Source organism: Kitasatospora sp. CB02891 (assembly GCF_002803145.1).
In the GTDB taxonomy this organism is placed as follows: domain Bacteria; phylum Actinomycetota; class Actinomycetes; order Streptomycetales; family Streptomycetaceae; genus Kitasatospora; species Kitasatospora griseola.
On the sequence record NZ_NNBO01000016.1, the window covers coordinates 77196 to 92622 of the forward strand.

At 74.2% G+C, this 15427-nt stretch carries 16 protein-coding genes; 7 read left to right on the forward strand and 9 right to left on the reverse strand.

The genetic code is table 11. The features are described 5' to 3' along the window. Positions 1–13: 13 nt before the first annotated feature. Positions 14–1198 (forward strand): ROK family transcriptional regulator, encoded by a 1185-nt coding sequence (locus CG736_RS29230; RefSeq protein ID WP_100589150.1) that lies wholly within the window; start codon positions 14–16, stop codon positions 1196–1198. On the opposite strand, the gene CG736_RS29235 is transcribed toward CG736_RS29230, so the two are convergent. The 3 genes from CG736_RS29235 to CG736_RS29245 all read right to left on the reverse strand — a co-directional run bounded on the left by CG736_RS29235 (position 1195) and on the right by CG736_RS29245 (position 3706). After that, positions 1195–2436 carry an RNA polymerase sigma factor gene (locus CG736_RS29235; protein WP_100589151.1) on the reverse strand — a complete coding sequence of 414 codons (1242 nt, stop codon included), beginning with the start codon at positions 2434–2436 and terminating at the stop codon, positions 1195–1197. The two genes, CG736_RS29230 and CG736_RS29235, sit on opposite strands and share 4 nt — an antisense overlap. Positions 2437–2441: 5 nt before the next feature. Further along, a complete protein-coding gene (locus tag CG736_RS29240; protein ID WP_100589237.1) occupies positions 2442–2804 on the reverse strand; it encodes a YciI family protein in 363 nt (120 codons plus the stop codon). A gap of 98 nt (positions 2805–2902) precedes the next feature. Next, entirely contained in the window at positions 2903–3706 is an 804-nt protein-coding gene (locus CG736_RS29245) for a GNAT family N-acetyltransferase (protein ID WP_100589152.1), read from the reverse strand. A 110-nt stretch (positions 3707–3816) separates the two neighbouring features. Between CG736_RS29245 and CG736_RS29250 the strand changes: the two genes are divergently transcribed. The 5 genes from CG736_RS29250 to CG736_RS29270 all read left to right on the forward strand — a co-directional run bounded on the left by CG736_RS29250 (position 3817) and on the right by CG736_RS29270 (position 7062). Then, a complete protein-coding gene (locus tag CG736_RS29250) occupies positions 3817–4260 on the forward strand; it encodes a MerR family transcriptional regulator (RefSeq protein ID WP_100589238.1) in 444 nt (147 codons plus the stop codon). Beyond that, positions 4257–4580 carry a co-chaperone YbbN gene (locus tag CG736_RS29255; RefSeq protein WP_100589153.1) on the forward strand — a complete coding sequence of 108 codons (324 nt, stop codon included), beginning with the start codon at positions 4257–4259 and terminating at the stop codon, positions 4578–4580. The genes CG736_RS29250 and CG736_RS29255 overlap by 4 nt, the downstream gene beginning before the upstream one ends. Before the next feature lie 94 nt (positions 4581–4674). Next, complete coding sequence (locus CG736_RS29260) at positions 4675–5736, forward strand: hypothetical protein (RefSeq protein WP_100589154.1); 1062 nt, start codon at positions 4675–4677, stop codon at positions 5734–5736. Between the two features lie 54 nt (positions 5737–5790). Next, on the forward strand, positions 5791–6213 hold the full coding sequence (locus CG736_RS29265) for a MarR family winged helix-turn-helix transcriptional regulator (RefSeq protein WP_100589155.1): 423 nt from the start codon (positions 5791–5793) through the stop codon (positions 6211–6213). 81 nt (positions 6214–6294) lie between these two features. After that, positions 6295–7062: a MerR family transcriptional regulator gene (locus CG736_RS29270; protein ID WP_100589156.1), complete on the forward strand. Its 768-nt coding sequence runs from the start codon at positions 6295–6297 to the stop codon at positions 7060–7062. A gap of 7 nt (positions 7063–7069) precedes the next feature. Here the strand turns inward: CG736_RS29270 and CG736_RS29275 are convergent, their stop codons facing one another. From CG736_RS29275 to CG736_RS29285, 3 genes are all read right to left on the reverse strand, one after another. Beyond that, on the reverse strand, positions 7070–8086 hold the full coding sequence (locus tag CG736_RS29275) for a helix-turn-helix domain-containing protein (RefSeq protein ID WP_100589157.1): 1017 nt from the start codon (positions 8084–8086) through the stop codon (positions 7070–7072). Between the two features lie 380 nt (positions 8087–8466). Beyond that, positions 8467–9957, reverse strand: a complete 1491-nt coding sequence (locus tag CG736_RS29280; protein WP_100589158.1) for an aminopeptidase P family protein — start codon at positions 9955–9957, stop codon at positions 8467–8469. A 139-nt stretch (positions 9958–10096) separates the two neighbouring features. Beyond that, positions 10097–11467, reverse strand: a complete 1371-nt coding sequence (locus CG736_RS29285; RefSeq protein WP_100589159.1) for a PP2C family protein-serine/threonine phosphatase — start codon at positions 11465–11467, stop codon at positions 10097–10099. Between the two features lie 363 nt (positions 11468–11830). Here CG736_RS29285 and CG736_RS29290 point away from each other — a divergent pair, with 363 nt between their 5' ends. Then, positions 11831–12487 carry a bifunctional DNA primase/polymerase gene (locus CG736_RS29290; protein WP_100589160.1) on the forward strand — a complete coding sequence of 219 codons (657 nt, stop codon included), beginning with the start codon at positions 11831–11833 and terminating at the stop codon, positions 12485–12487. Positions 12488–12676: 189 nt separating this feature from the next. Here CG736_RS29290 and CG736_RS29295 read toward each other — a convergent pair whose 3' ends face one another. The 3 genes from CG736_RS29295 to CG736_RS29305 all read right to left on the reverse strand — a co-directional run bounded on the left by CG736_RS29295 (position 12677) and on the right by CG736_RS29305 (position 15336). Beyond that, complete coding sequence (locus CG736_RS29295; protein WP_100589161.1) at positions 12677–13654, reverse strand: DUF5926 family protein; 978 nt, start codon at positions 13652–13654, stop codon at positions 12677–12679. Between the two features lie 65 nt (positions 13655–13719). Next, positions 13720–14262, reverse strand: a complete 543-nt coding sequence (locus tag CG736_RS29300; RefSeq protein WP_232734268.1) for an ATP-binding protein — start codon at positions 14260–14262, stop codon at positions 13720–13722. Positions 14263–14523: 261 nt separating this feature from the next. Further along, complete coding sequence (locus tag CG736_RS29305; RefSeq protein ID WP_232734258.1) at positions 14524–15336, reverse strand: glycerophosphodiester phosphodiesterase; 813 nt, start codon at positions 15334–15336, stop codon at positions 14524–14526. Positions 15337–15427: the final 91 nt, after the last annotated feature.

A 15427-nucleotide genomic window follows, 5' to 3' on the forward strand; every position in this document is an offset into this window, starting at 1 on the left:
TACCGTTCCCAGCATGACCGCCCCCGCCCACCCGGCCCCCTCGGCCCGCCGCCTGCGCACCCGGGCCACCCTGCTCGCCGTCCTCGGCGAACACGGCACGCTCAGCCGCGCCGAGATCAGCCGGCTCACCGGGCTCTCCCGTTCGGCCGTCAGCAGCGCCGTCACCGACCTGATCGACGAAGGGCTCGCCGGCGAGACCACCGCCGCCACCGCCACCGGACGCGGCCGCCGCGCCGCCGCCGTCACCCTGCGTCGCGCCCACGCCCTGGTCCTCGCGTTCGACTTCGGGCACACCCACGTCACCGCCGCCGTCGCCGACACCACCGGCGCCGTGCTCGGCGAGGCCACCGCCCACCTCGACGTCGACAACCACCCCCGCGAGGTCCTGGCCGCCGCCCGCACCCTCGCCGACCGGGCCCTCGCCGCCGCCGGGCACCCGCTGGACGCGATCACCGCCGTCGCCGCCGGCATCCCCGGCGCCCTCGACACCCGCACCAACGTGGTCCGCGCGCCCTCCACCCTCTCCCAGTGGATCGGCATGGACCCGGCCGCCGAACTCGGCCGGCTCTTCGACCGTCCCGTCACCGTCGGCAACGACGCCGAGATGGGCGCCCGCGGCGAACGCGCCCACAGCGGCGGACACGCCGTCAACGACCTGATCTACGTCAAGGCCTCCACCGGCATCGGCGCCGGCTTGCTGCTCGACGGCCGCATCTACCGCGGCGCCAGCGGCATCTCCGGCGAGATCGGCCACATCCAGCTCCCCGACACCGGCACCTGGTGCCGCTGCGGCAACCGCGGCTGCCTGGAGTCCGTCGCCTCCATCGTCGAGGTCCGCCGCCGACTGGCCCACGTGCTCGCCCCCGGCGCCCGCCCCGACGACGCCGTCGACCTGCCGCCGCTCGGCGAACTCGCCGGCACCCCCGCCGCCGCCCGCGTCATCGGCGAAGCCGGCCGCACCATCGGACGCGTCCTCGCCGACCTGGTCAACTGCCTCAACCCCGCCGCCATCGTGATCGGCGGCGAACTCGGCCTGGCCGGAGCACCGTTGATCAACGGCATCCGGGAGTCCGTCGACCGCTACGCGCAGCCCGCCGTCGCCGAGGCCGTCGAGATCCGCGCCAGCCGGCTCGGCCTGCGCTCCGAACTGTACGGAGCCGTCGACGCCGCGGTGGCCGCCGCGGTCGGCAGGCCCTAGCCGACCGTCCGGGCCCGTTCCGCCAGGAAACGCCGCTCCGGCAGGCTCGGCGCCAGCGCGGACGCCCGGCGGAACGTCTCCGCCGCCGAAGCCGCCTCGCCGGTGCGGGCCAGCAGCTCGGCCCGAACCGCCAGGAAGCGGTGGTGCCGGCCCAACGCCGGCTCCAGCGCGTGGAGTTCCTTCAGCGCGAGCTCCGCGCCGTGCACCTCCGCGAGCGCCACCACCCGGCCCAGCTCCGGCATCGGACCGGGCGCCACCCGCACCAGCAGGTCGTACAGCGCCAGGATCTGCGGCCAGTCCGTGGTCGCCACGTCCGGCGCCTCGTCGTGCAGCGCCGCGATCGCCGCCTGCAACTGGTACGGCCCCACCCGGCCGTGCGGCAGCGCCCGCTCCACCAGCGCCACGCCCTCGGCGATCGCCGCCGCGTCCCAGCACGTCCGGTCCTGCTCGGCCAGCGGCACCAGCTCCCCGGCCGGGCCCGTCCGGGAGGGCCGCCGGGCGTCGGTGAGCAGCATCAGCCCCAGCAGTCCCATCACCTCCGCGTCCTCGGGCAGCAGCCGGTGCAGCAGCCTGGTCAGCCGGATCGCCTCGTCGGACAGCCGAGGGGTCGTCAGGTCCTCGCCGGAGGTGGCCGTGTAGCCCTCGTTGAACACCAGGTACAGCACCTGCAGCACCTCGCGCAGCCGCTCCGCCTGCTCGCCCGGCTCCGGCCGTACGAACCGCAGCCCCGACGAGCGGATGGTCTGCTTCGCCCGGCTGATCCGCTGCGCCATCGTCGCCTCCGGCACCAGGAACGCCGCCGCGATCTGCGCCGTGCTCAGACCGCCGACCGCGCGCAGCGTCAGCGCGATCCGGCTGGGCGAGGTCAGCGCCGGGTGGCAGCACAGGAACAGCAGCGTCAGCGAGTCGTCCCGGTCGGCCTCGGGGCCGGCGTCGGCGGCCCGGTCGAGCAGCTCCGACTGCGGCGTCGCCAGGAACAGCCGCTCCTCGCGCTCGCGCCGGGCCCGGTCGGCGCGCACCAGGTCCACCAGCCGGCGCGAGGCCACGGTGACCAGCCAGCCGCGCGGGTTCTCCGGCCGGCCCTGCTGCGGCCACTGCACCGCGGCCGCCAGCAGCGCCTCCTGCACCGCGTCCTCGCAGCTGTCGAACGCGCCGGGGTGGCGGCGGAGCAGCGCCGCCAGGACCTGAGGTGCGAGGGTGCGCAGCAGGTCCTGGTCGGCGGCCGTCCGGTCGTCCACGCGGCTCAGTCCCCCATCGGCGTCTCGTGCAGGATCGGCCACAGCTCCACCGGCTCCTGGTCCGCCCACGGCATGTCGGCGGCGATCTCCAGCGCCCGCTGCTCGCTCTCGCAGTCCAGCAGGTAGAAGCTGGCCATGTACTCCTTGGTCTCCAGGTACGGGCCGTCGCTCACCGCGGGCAGCCCGTCCTGGCGGCGCACCAGCCGGCTGGCGGCCGCGTCGCCCAGGCCGTACGCGCCGATCAGCTCCCCGGTCTCCCGGTAGCGGTGGTTGAACGCGTCCTGCCGGGCGATCGCCTCCGGCCACTCCTCGGCCGAGACGGACGCCCACTTCTCCTGGTTGCCGTACGTCATCAGCAGGTACTTCACGGGGACCACGTCCTCTGTGCTCGTCGGGTGCTTGCGTCCGGTGGTCGGAGCCGGGGAGCGGCTTCTCGACACGGCGGAGCGGAGTCTTCGAGAGATTCTCAGGAGGCGGGCGGGGTCCACACGTACGGCGTGGTGGTGGTGACGGCGTGCATGCCGAGGCGGCGCAGGATCGGGGTGCTGTCGGGGGAGGCGTCCACCTGGAGGTAGCGGATGCCGCGTTCGACGGCCCAGCGGGCGCGGTGGGCGACCAGCGAGCGGTAGATGCCGCGGCCGCGCCAGGCGGCGAGGGTGGAGCCGCCCCACAGGCCGGCGAACTCGGTGCCGGGGGTGCGGGTCAGCCAGGCGGCGGAGACCACCTCGGGGGTGGGGGTGTCGGTCTCGGCGACCACCACCAGGAAGCCCTCGGGGTCGGCGGCGGCGTTCTCGGTCAGGTCGCCGACCAGCCAGCTCCAGTCCTCGCCCCAGACCTCGGTCTGTAGTGCGGCGATCCGCCGCATGTCGGTGCGGGCGGTGACCCGGCGCAGCGTGATGCCCTCGGGGGCGGGGGTCGGGGTGGCGAGTTCGGCGGCCAGGCCGACCAGGACGGTCTCCGGGTCCTCGGCGACGAAGCCGGCCGCGGTCAGCCGCTCCGGCAGGTCGGCGGGCAGGTCGTGGCCGCGGGTCTTCCACTCGACGGACTCGCTGCGGGCGGCGAAGAAGTCGCGCTGGCGGGCGATCAGGTCGTCGAGTTCGGCGCCGCGCAGGCCGAGGTCGGCGGCGGGCGAGGTGAGGAAGCCGCGGAAGCCGCCGCACTTGCGCAGCAGCGGGCCGTCGGTGTCCCGGATCTCGCCGTCGCGGACGGGGCCGAGGCCGCGCAGGTGCTCGTCGTAGGCCGCGAGCAGGGCCTTGTTCAGGTCGGTCATCAGGCGAGGGTAGAGGATCTTGGCAAGCGCTTTCCGGCCATTCTGCGGACCGGGGCCGCCCGGGACCGCCCCTGGCGTTGACGCCGGGGTGAAGGTCTAGCGTCGTGGCCATGCGGATCGGCGAGCTGGCTCAGCGGGCGGGGACCACCACCAGGGCGCTGCGGTACTACGAGTCGCGGGGGCTGCTGCCCGCGCGGCGCGGCGGCAACGGGTACCGGGCGTACGACGAGGAGGATCTGCGGCTGCTGCGGCAGATCCGGGTGCTGCAGGACTTCGGGTTCGAGCTGGAGGAGACCCGGCCGTTCGTGGAGTGCCTGCAGGCCGGCCATCCGGCCGGCGACTCCTGCCCGGCCTCGCTGGAGGTGTACCGGGCGAAGCTGGCCGAACTGGACGCCATGGTGGCCCGGTTGACGGAGGTCCGGGAGCAGGTGGCGGCCCAGCTGACGCAGGCCGAGGCGGCGCGCGACGCGCTGGCCGCGGCGGACCGGGAGCCGCGCTGCGAGCTGGCCCGCACGGACGACCGAACGATCGAACGAGGAGAGGGGACCCGATGAGCGGCGTACAGGAAGTGACCGATCAGGACTTCGCGAGCGAGGTGCTGGGGGCGGAGGGCCCGGTGCTGGTGGAGTTCACCGCCGACTGGTGCCCGCCGTGCCGCCAGTTGGCGCCGGTGCTGGTCGAGGTGGCGGCGGAGCAGGCGGGCCGGCTGAAGGTCGTCGCGCTGGACGTGGACCGGAACCCGGAGACCCAGGCCGCGTACGGCGTGCTGTCGATGCCGACCCTGATGGTGTTCCGGGGCGGCGAGCCGGTGCGCTCGATGGTCGGGGCCCGCGCCAAGGCCCGACTGCTGCGGGAGCTGGACGACCTGCTGTAGGCGGGTGAGCTGTGTCACGGGGCGGGCGGGAGTCTGGATGCGAAGCATTTGTGCGTTGTAAAGTGCAACTAGATATTAGTTGTATTTATCAACCATGGAGTCAGAGATGTCCTCGCTGCCAGCGGTGTCCCGCCCCGCCCTGCGGCACGTCCTCACCCACCTGGTCACCCCGCTGCTGATGTGCCTCGGCATGGGCGTCGCGTACCTTTCCGCCTTCCACGCCCCCGCCCCGCACCGGCTGCCGGTCGCCGTGGTCGGCCAGGGCCCGCAGGCCGGGGCGCTGGCGCAGACGCTCCAGGACAAGGCCGGCGACAGGCTGGACGTCACCACCGTCGCCGACCCCGACGCGGCCCGCACCCGGCTGCTCGACCGGGAGCTGGTCGCCGCGTACGTGCCGGGCGGCGACGCGCCGACCCTGCTGGTGGCCACCGCGAACTCGGAGACCTCGGCGAGCGCCGCCGAGAAAGTGTTCACCACGGTCGCCGCCCAGCAGGGCAAGCCGTTGGCCGTCCAGGAGCTGACTTTGCTGCCGGCCGGCGACCCGACCGGGCAGGGCCTGTTCTTCCTGCTGGTGGCGTTGAGCATCGGCTCCTACGGCTCGGTCGCGGTGCTCGGCGCGGCCGGTGCGGCGCTGGCGATGCGGGCCCGGGCGCTGCTCGGCCTCGGAGTGGCGCTGGTGGTCAGCCTGCTCGGCGCGGCGCTGGCCGGGCCGGTGTTCCACCTGGTCGACCACGGCCTGTTCGGCCTCTGGGCCATGAGCTGGCTGTACTCGGCGGGCATCATCGCGATCGGCACCGCCCTGCACACCTTCCTCGGCCGGTGGACCACGCTGACCATGATGGTGCTGTTCGTGATGCTCAACTTCACCAGCTCCGGCGGCATCTTCCAGCCCGAGCTGCAGAACGGCTTCTACGGCGCCCTGCACTCCTTCTGGAACGGCGCAGGCTTCCTGGAGGGCGTCCGCGACCACGTCCACTTCGGCGGCCGGGCCGGGCTCGGCGGCCACGTCGCCACCCTGTTCGGCTGGCTCGCGGCCGGTGCGGCGCTGCTCGTCCTGGCCGCCCGCACCGAGCGCGCCCGGGCCCTCGCCGCGGCCCCCGGCCCGGACGCCGGGGAGCCGGCGGACGAGGAGATGGAGGAGGCGGTCGGCGTCTGAGGACTGCTGCCCCTACCGTGGGTCGCAACACCGCACGACGAAGGAGCCACTGCCATGCCCGACCGCGACGCCGCGCTGGAGACCATTCAGCGCGAGCTCACCGCGTTCGCCCGCCGGGCCCGCCACAAGGCAGCCCAGCTGCACCCCGAGCTCTCGCTGGTCACGTACAGCATGCTCGACCTGGTCAAGGAGCGCGGGTCCTGCCGGGCCGCGGACCTGGCGGCGCACTTCATGCTCGACAAGTCCACCGTCAGCCGGCAGGTCGGCGCGCTGGAGCGGCTCGGGCTGCTGGGCCGCCAGGCCGATCCGGACGACCAGCGCGGGCAGTTGCTGCACCTGACCGACGCGGGCGAGCAGCTGCTGGCGGAGGCGTACGAGCAGCGCCGGCGGGCCTTCACCGACCGCTTCACCTCCTGGGACGACGAGGACCTGGACCGGTTCGCCGACTACCTGATCCGCTACGGCGCGTCCGAATAACCGTGCGGCCGGGCCGGCTTGACCCTCACGCGGCGTGAGGCCGGAGGCTGGTGCGCAGCGGGAAGGAAAGGAGGCGACGCGATGAGCGGGTACACCGTCGGGCAGCTCGCCCGGCTCGCCGGAGTGACGGTGCGCGCCCTGCACCACTACGACGAGATCGGGCTGCTGTCGCCCGGCGGACGCACCCCGGCCGGCTACCGGCGGTACGACGACGCCGAGCTGGACCGGCTGCAGCAGATCCTGTTCTATCGCGAACTCGGCTTCCCGCTGGAGGAGATCGCGGCGATCCTGGACGACCGCTCGGTCAGCCCGACCGAGCACCTGCGCCGGCAGCGCGAGCTGATCGGCGACCGGATCAGGAAGTTGGAGAACCTCGCCGCGGCAGTCGAACGAGCGATGGAGGCAAGGACGTTGGGCATTCAGCTGACCCCGGAGGAGAAGTTCGAGGTGTTCGGCAAGGACTACCAGGAGAGCTGGGAGGACGAGGCCGAGCAGCGCTGGGGCGACACCGACGCCTGGAAGCAGTCCCAGCAGCGGACCGCGAAGTACACCAAGGCGGACTGGGAGCGGATCAAGGAGGAGACGGACGCCGTGAACGACGCCCTGGTGGCGGCGTTCACGGCCGGCGCGGCCCCCGACAGCCCGGAGGCGATGGACGCCGCCGAGCAGCACCGGAACCACATCGGCCTGAACTTCTACGAGTGCGCCCCGCAGATGCACCGCTGCCTCGGCGACATGTACGTCGCCGACCCGCGGTTCACCGCCACCTACGAGCAGCTCGCCCCGGGCCTCGCCGGGTGGCTGCGGGACGCGGTCCACGCCAACGCGGACCGGCAGGAGCGGTTCTGACGCAGCGTCATGCGGCCCGGCCGAAGGTGCGCCGGTAGGCGGTGGGCGAGGTGCGCATGGTGCGGCCGAAGTGGTGGCGGAACGTCGCCGCCGACTCGAAGCCGACCGCCGCCGCGATCTCCTCGACACTGCCTTCCGGCGACTCCAGCAGCGGCAGGCTGGCCGCGATCCGCTGGATCGCCACCCAGCGCATCGGGCTGACCCCGTTGCGGGCGGTGAAGTGCCGCAGGTACGAGCGGTCGGACATGGCGGCCGCCCGGGCCAGCAGCGGCACGGTCAGCGGCCGGGCGAGGTGGTCCAGCGCCCAGCGCATCGACCGGGCCACCCCGTCCTCGGGCTCGTCCACCGGGCGCACCGCCGCCTCGACGTACTGGGCCTGTCCGCCGTCCCGGTGCGGCGGGGCGACGAAGCGGCGGGCGACGGTGTTGGCGACCTTGGCGCCGTGGTCCTGCCGGACCAGGTGCAGGCACAGGTCGATGCCGGCGGCGCTGCCCGCGCTGGTCAGCACCTGGCCGTTGTCCACGTACAGCACGTCCGGGTCGACCCGGACGTGCGGGTGGCGGCGGCGCAGCTCCTCGGCCCACCGCCAGTGCGTGGTGGCGGGCAGGCCGTCGAGCAGGCCGGCGGCGGCCAGCGCGAAGGCGCCGGAGCAGATCGACACCACCCGGGCGCCGCGGGCGTGCGCGGTGCGCAGCGCGGCGACCACGGCGGGCGGCACCTGGCCGTACGGGTCGGGCACCCCGACCACCACGGCGGTGTCGGCGGCGGCGAGTTCCTCCAGGCCGTGCCGGGGCGTCAGGGTGAATCCGCCGACCGCCTCCAGCGGGTGTCCGGGCCGCTCCGCGCACACCCGCACGTCGTACCAGGGGGCGGCCAGCAGGCCGGCGAGCTCGGGGCGGGCGAGGGCGAACACCTCGACCACCACGCCGAGTTCGAACGGGGCCATGCCCGCGAAGGCGTACACCGCGACGGTGTGCACGGGAGCCGGGCGCTTTCCAATGGTGACGGGCACGGGCTCGGCCATGTGGTGCTCCAGGTGCGGCCGGTGGCGGGTTCGCGGCGAGTGTAGCCGTCCGCCCCGCCGCCGTGCCGCGCGCCGGGCCGGGGCGGACCGGGTGCGCACGGGCGGCGGCGAAGGGTGATCGGACGGGGGCGGAAAACCTTTGGAACTGATCTGCAACCTCCCGGGAGGATGGGAGCGTCAACACGCGCAGGCCACAGAAGTGCCTCCCGCGGACGTCCACCACACCCTTTTCCCGGAGAGCAGCCATGTTCACGCCCGGTCGTGCCCGTTTCGAGAAGATTGTCGTGCTCGCTGCCGCCCGCTCCGGGTGGGGCCGACGGCACTGAGCGCACCGAAGCCCCCGCCGGCGGACCGGACGGGGGCTTCGGTGCGAGGTCGAGTCAGCCGTTCAGCGAGGCCATCCAGGCCTCCACCTCGTCGGCCTGTCGGGGCAGGCCCACCGAGAGGTTCTCGTTGCCGTCGGCGGTGACCAGGATGTCGTCCTCGATCCGGACGCCGACGCCGCGGTACTCCTCGGGGACGGTCAGGTCGTCGGCCTGGAAGTACAGGCCGGGCTCGACGGTCAGCACCATGCCGGGCTCCAGCACCGCGTCCACGTAGTTCTCGCGGCGGGCGTGCGCGCAGTCGTGGACGTCCAGGCCGAGCATGTGGCCGGTGCCGTGCAGGGTCCAGCGGCGCTGCAGGCCGAGCTCCAGCACCTTCTCCACGTCGTACACCGAGGCGTCGATCAGGCCCCACTCCAGCAGGCGCTCGGCGAGCACCCGCTGCGCGGCGTCGTGGAAGTCGCGGAAGCCGCCGCCCGGCCGGACCGCGGCGATGCCCGCCTCCTGGGCGTCGTACACCGCGTCGTAGATCTTGCGCTGCAGCGGGGTGAACGTGCCGTTGATCGGCAGCGTGCGGGTGACGTCGGCGGTGTAGAGGGTGTGGGTCTCCACGCCGGCGTCCAGCAGCAGCAGTTCGCCGGGGCGGACGTCGCCGTCGTTGCGCACCCAGTGCAGGGTGGTGGCGTGCGGGCCGGCCGCGGCGATGGTGCCGTAGCCGACGTCGTTGCCCTCGACCCGGGCGCGGCGCCAGAAGGTGCCCTCGATCCAGCGCTCGGAGGTGGCGACGGCCCGGCCGAGCTCGCGCACCACGTCGGTGAAGCCGTTGACGGTGGAGGTGCAGGCGGCGCGCAGCTCGCCGATCTCCCACTCGTCCTTGACCAGGCGCAGCCCGGACAGGAAGACCGTCAGCTCCTGGTCCTTCTCCTCGTCGAGCTGCTCGGCGAGGGCGGCCTCCAGGCCGGCGTCGTAGCCGCGCACCAGGCGGGTCGGGACGGTGTCGGCGGCCAGCTCCTCGGCGGCCTTGCGGACGTCCCGCACCGGCAGGCCGTACAGCTTCTCGGCCTCGGCGTGGGAGTTGCGGCGGCCGACCCACAGCTCGCCCTGGCCGCTGAGCCAGAACTCGCCGTTCTCCCGGTCGGAGCGCGGCAGCAGGTAGAGCGCGAACCGGTGGCCGCCCTCGACGGGCTCGGCGACCAGCACCGCGTCCTCGGTCTGGTTGCCGGTCAGGTGCACGTACTCGCTGGCGGCGCGGAACGCGTACTCGGTGTCGTTGGCGCGGGTGCGCAGGTTGCCCGCGGGGACGACCAGCCGCTCGCCGGGGAAGGCGGCGGAGAGCTTGGCGCGGCGCTCGGCCGCGTAGGGGGCCTGGGCGACCGGCTGCAGGCCGTGCAGCTCGGTGTCGGCCCAGCCGGTGCGCATGGACGCGGCGAGCTCGTCGGAGATGTCGCCGTACAGGCCGTTCTTGCGGCTCTTGATCGGCTCGTCCTCCTCGCCCTCGGCGGTCCCTTCGGGGTTCTCGGACACCGCCGGGCTGCGGTCCTCGGTCACGTACGTCGCCTCCTTGCGCGTGGTACCGCCCCGCACTCCCCGGGTCGCGGGGCGCGAGGGCGGACGTCGCCCCCATGGTACGTAGGGCCGTTCGAGGGAAGAAAGGCCGTTCGACCTGCGGTTCGCGGCCGGCCCGCGGTCACTCGAAGCGGGCCGCCAGCAGCACCAGGTCGTCCTCGCCCGGGCCCTCGCCGCCGGCCTCGGCCAGCAGGTGGTCGCAGAGCCGCTCCGGATCCAGCCGGACGTCCCGCGGGGCGTCCGCGGCGGCTCGGCGCAGCGCGCTCTGCCCGGCGTGCAGGTTGGCCCCGAACCTGCGGGCCAGGCCCTCGGTGTACAGCACCAGCACGTCGCCGCGCTCCGCGGTGAGCTCCACCCCGGGCGCCTCCCAGCAGCTGAGCATGCCCAGCGGGGCGGACAGCGAGGTCTCCACGAAGTTCGCCCCGTACCGGGTGAGCAGCACCGGCGGGCAGTTCGCCGCCCCCGCCAGCGCGATCCGGCGCTCGGCCGGGTCGACGTTGGCGTACACGGCGGTCGCCGAGCGGGTCGGCTCGGTGGTCTTCAGCAGCAGCTCCAGGTCGCCGAGCACGGACACCGGGTCCTCGCCCTCCAGCACCGCGTACGCGCGCAGCGCCGCCCGCACCCGGCCCATCGCGGCGGCCGCGCAGGCGCCCGCGCCCGGACCGGCGCTGGGGCCGCCGCCGAGCACGCTGCCCACGGTCAGCGCGAGGGTGTCGTCCGGCAGCGGGACCGCGTCGTACCAGTCGCTGCCCGCGGCGTGCTCCAGCGCGGCGGGCACGCAGCGGGCGGCGATCCGCAGGCCGGGCCGGACCGGCAGGTGGTCGGGCAGCAGCGAGCGGCGCAGCGCGGCGGTGGCGCGCACCGCCCGGTCGGCCTCCAACTGGCGGGCCAGCAGCGGGGCGGCGAACTCGCAGTAGCGGCGCACCAGGTGCTCGCGGCGCTCGCCGGGGCGGCCCGGCTCCTCGTAGAACCAGGCCGCGGCGCCGAGCGCGCCCTCGCGTTCGGTGGCCAGCGGCAGCGCGTAGCAGGCGCCGAGGCCCAGCTGGGCGGCGATCTCGCGGAACCGGGGGCCCACCGTCGGGTCGGTGGCCAGGTCGGAGATCAGCAGCCGGCCGGTCGTGCCGGGCAGGCTGAGCAGGTCGGCGAACGGGCCGTGCTCGGCCGGGATGGTCTCCAGCTGGCCGAGCGTCGCCGGGTCCAGGCCGAGGCCGACCGGCCGGGCCAGCGTGCGGGCCGGGCCGGGCCGCAGCGTGACCACCAGGCCGCGGCGGGCGCCGAGCAGCGCCGCGCCGGAGTCCAGCAGCGCGTCCAGGGTGCCGGCCAGCCCGTCGGCCCTGGCCAGCAGCTCCAGGTGATCCTGGAGGCCGGTGAAATCGGACAGCCATCCGGCCAAACGGTCCTGCAGGTCCGCCGAGGGCGCCTCGCCGAGCTCCGGCAGCAGCGCCTGCTCGAACCTCAGGGCCTCCGCCGCCAGCGGCTGGACGTCGGTCATGTCGCAACTCCCCACAATCCGGAACGTGTCACGCAGGACCCCCGAGACCGACCGAAAACGATGTCTTTACTCACTACTCGGCACGATTCCCCCACTTGTACACAGGCCGATCGGGGCATGTCCAGGAGAGCGGCGGGCCGAACGTGCCAGGGATCGTACGGTGAGGCCCCGCAGGTGCCACCCGGGGCGCCGGGCACTCACTCGTACGGTGGAACCGGTGTCGGCCGACCCGCGTCCATCCGGACGTATGGGGGATTCTCGTTCCAGCGGCGCAGCGCGGGCTCGGCCGAACAGGCCCTGAGCGCAACCGCACCGCCCGCACCCCCGGCCCAGGCCGACCGACGCGGAGAGGAACGAGCCGCCATGCGCCGACACCGCCGAGAGCTGCTGACCGAGCGGGTCGGCCAGTGGTGGCCGGGCCGCCGCGGCCGGACGCTGGCCCTGACCGCCGCACTGCAGGCCGCCGTCGGCTGCGGCTGGCCGGTGGTGCCCGGCGCGCGGGCGCTGCGCGGCCCGGCCTGCTCGTGCCCGGACCGGCTCTGCCCGACGCCCGGCGCGCACCCGTGCGACCCGCCGCTGGAGGCGGCCACCACCGATCCGCGGATGGTCCGGCACTGGTGGGAGCGGCGCGCGCCCGGCGCGCCGGTGCTGGTCGCCACCGGCCGGTCGCTGTGCGCGGTGAGCCTGCCCCGCCCGGCCGGTCCGTGGCTGCTGCGGCACCTGGACGAGATCGGCGTCCCGTACGGCCCGGTGCTCGGCACGCCCGGCCGGTTCGTGCTGCTGACGGCGCCCTACACGCTGCCGGAGCTCGGCGCGCTGCTGTCCGAACGGCCTTGGGTGCCGGGCGTGTTGCGGTACCACGGGGCGGGCGGCTACCTGGTGCTGCCGCCCTCGCGGACCGGCGAGGGCCAGGTGCACTGGGTGCGCCGCCCGGGCCCGGGCCGGCCCTGGCTGCCCGAGGTCGGCACCCTGCTGGGCGGGCTGATCACCGCCAGTGCCGTCACCCTGCCGCACTGCTGACCGATCGTCAGATCAGTTGCACCACAGGCCCGGAAACAGAAAAGGCCCGACCGCTGGCGACGGGGGATGCACCAGCGGTCGGACTGTTCAAACAGTAACAAAGATCCGGCTCCGCGCCAATTTGTCCACGCCGAAAGGCCCTTGGGATTTTCGGCGGCCGGACGGGAATGTGATGCGGGTCACTTCCGGCTAGTTGAGGGTGATCTGACGATTCACCAGGTTGGCGCGGGCGCGGCGCTCGTCGGCGGTCAGCGGCGCGGGCGCGGCCAGCACCTCGGCCAGCTTCGCGGCGAACTCCACGGCCGGCTTCTCCACCTCGGCGGCGGCCATGTCGACCGGCAGGTCCCACACCGGCACGGTCAGGCCGTGCGCCCGGAACGAGCCGACCAGCTTGGTGCCCTCGCCCAGCGAGCTCTCGCCGGACGCCGACAGTCGGGCCAGCGCGTCCAGCAGCTGCTCCTCCGGCACCGTCATCACCCAGCGCAGGTGGTTCTTGTCCGGCGTGCCGCACCAGTACGCGGAGTCCACCCCGGCCAGCTTCTCGGTCGGGATCGCCGACGCGTTCGCCCGCTCCAGCGAGGCCGCGACCTCGCCGGTCGCCGACTCGGCGTCCTCCAGCCAGAACTCGAAGCCGGTGTGCACGGCGGGCACGAACTCGGCCGTGGTGTCCAGCAGTTCCTGGAGGCGGCGGGCGCCCGGGTCGGTCCGGCGGGCCGGCACCGGGGTGCCCGGCTCGGTGGCCAGCGCCAGCTCCAGCGCGTCCGCCAGGTCACGGCTCAGGTCGCCCGAGGACGACTGGGTCTGCAGGCCCAGCAGGATCGAGCCGTCGGCGCGCCGCAGCGCCGGCCAGGCCAGCGGCAGCACCGTCGCCAGCGTCACCGACGGAACCTCGCCGACGGCCTGCTCGGCCACCCCGGCGGCCAGCGTCAGCGGCACCGTGGCGGCCGGCACCAGCTCGCGCAGCGCCACCCAGTCGGCCTCGCCCGGCAGGCCCTCGAACGGGCGGTGCACCAACTCCTGCACCGCGTGCGCCGCCTGACGGCCGTGGCAGGCCTTGTACCGGCGGCCCGAACCGCACGGGCACGCCTCGCGCGCTCCGACGACCGGGATCTCGCCCTCGACGACGGTGGACTGGCTGGGCTGCTTCTTCGCGGCCTTCTTGGCCATGGTGCGGCTCTCCCGGGGACGTCGGACTTTGCACCGCGCAGCCTACTTCGCCCGCGGCCCGCGGTTCAGGCGCTGCGCCGCTCCCCGCCGCCCCTTACCTGCTCGAACGCGGGCAGCTCCGCCCACACCGTCACCTGACCGGGTGCGTGCCGCACTCCCCAGTCCGTCGCCAGCTTGCCGACGATGCTCAGCCCCCGGCCGCCGTGCGCCGACACCGAGGGACTGGCCGGCACCGGCCGGGTGGTCGCCCCGCCGTCGGTGACCTCCAGGGTCAGCAGGCCGTCCCCGCGCATCCGCCAACTCACCAGCACGGTACCGATCTCCGCGTCGTCGTCGTCGTCGACGTGCGGGCGACGGTCGGCGGATCTGCCGGGTCTGTCGCCGGGCTCCGGATCTTCGGCCGGCAGCGGCCTGGCATGACGACAGGAATTGCTGAGCAGTTCGGAGAGGATCAACACCGCGTCGTCAATCACCGCATCCGGTATCGAGCGATCACCGAGATCGTTGCGCAGCCTCCGCCGCGCGGTCGAGACACTGGCCGGACCGTGCGGAACGGCCATGGCCGATGAGGTCGACCCGGCCTGAACTGGCACAGCTCGCGCCACCATCAACGCCACCCCCGGACCTCCTTCAGCTTCTGCCGAGGGATGGATGCCCGCCGTTATTGCATCGGAAACGGGCGTTCGACGATCCGATCGCGGCATTAACGGGATCCGCACGGCTCGCGGCCGAAAGGTGAGGAGCGTCTCACCTTTCTGTCGCGTCCCGGGGGTTGTCCGAATGGGCAACGGGAAATACCCCGTTCGGTATTTATGCCACGCCAATGGAGCCCGCGTGCCACCCGGCGGGCACCGGGCCGGCCGGCCCGTTCAGCGGCCCAACTGGGCCAGCACGTCCGCCGGTCGGTTGGTGATCAGCGCCTCCACGCCGAGCTCCAGGCAGAGTTCGACGTCCTCCGGGCGGTCCACCGTCCACACGTGCACCCGGTGCCCGGCCCGGCGCAGCGCCGTCACCATGCCCGGGTCGCGGCGCACCAGCGAGATGCCCGGGCCGGCGATCGACGCCCCGCCCGGCAGCGACCTGGTCCGGCCCAGCAGCGGCACCGAGCGCTCCCACAGGTACACCCGGGGCACCGCCGGGGCGGCCCGGCGGACCCGGTGCAGGGCCAGCTCCGAGAAGCTCATCACCCGCACCGTGGACTCCTCCGGCGCGGCCGGCAGCAGACCGAAGCGGCCCAGCACCCGCAGCAGCTCGGACTCCACCCGGCCCGCGTACCGCACCGGGTGCTTGGTCTCGATCGCCAGCTCCACCCGCCGCCCGGTGTCCGCGACCAGCTCCAGCAGCCGCTCCAGGGTGAGCACCGAGCTGCGCTGCGGCTGCTCCGGGTGCTTCCACGAACCGAAGTCCAGCTCGGACAGCTGAGCCAGCGTCATGGTCGACACCACGCCCTGCCCGTCGGAGGTGCGGCCCACCGTCCGGTCGTGCACGCACACCAGCTGCCCGTCGGCGGTGACCCGGACGTCGCACTCCAGCCCGTCCGCGCCCTCCTCCAGCGCCTGCCGGTACGCCTCCTCGGTGTGCTCCGGGAGGGCCGCGGAGGACCCGCGGTGGGCGATCACCTTGACCGACGAGCGGTCGATCGGAGCGGGGAGCGGGGCCGAGGCGCTGTGCTGGGTGTTCACGTCAACCACCCTACGCGGCACCGGATGACGGCCCGCTTCCGGCACGGCAACGCTCCGGTGAACAGCTCCCCGGGGGCGAACGGCTGGCGGA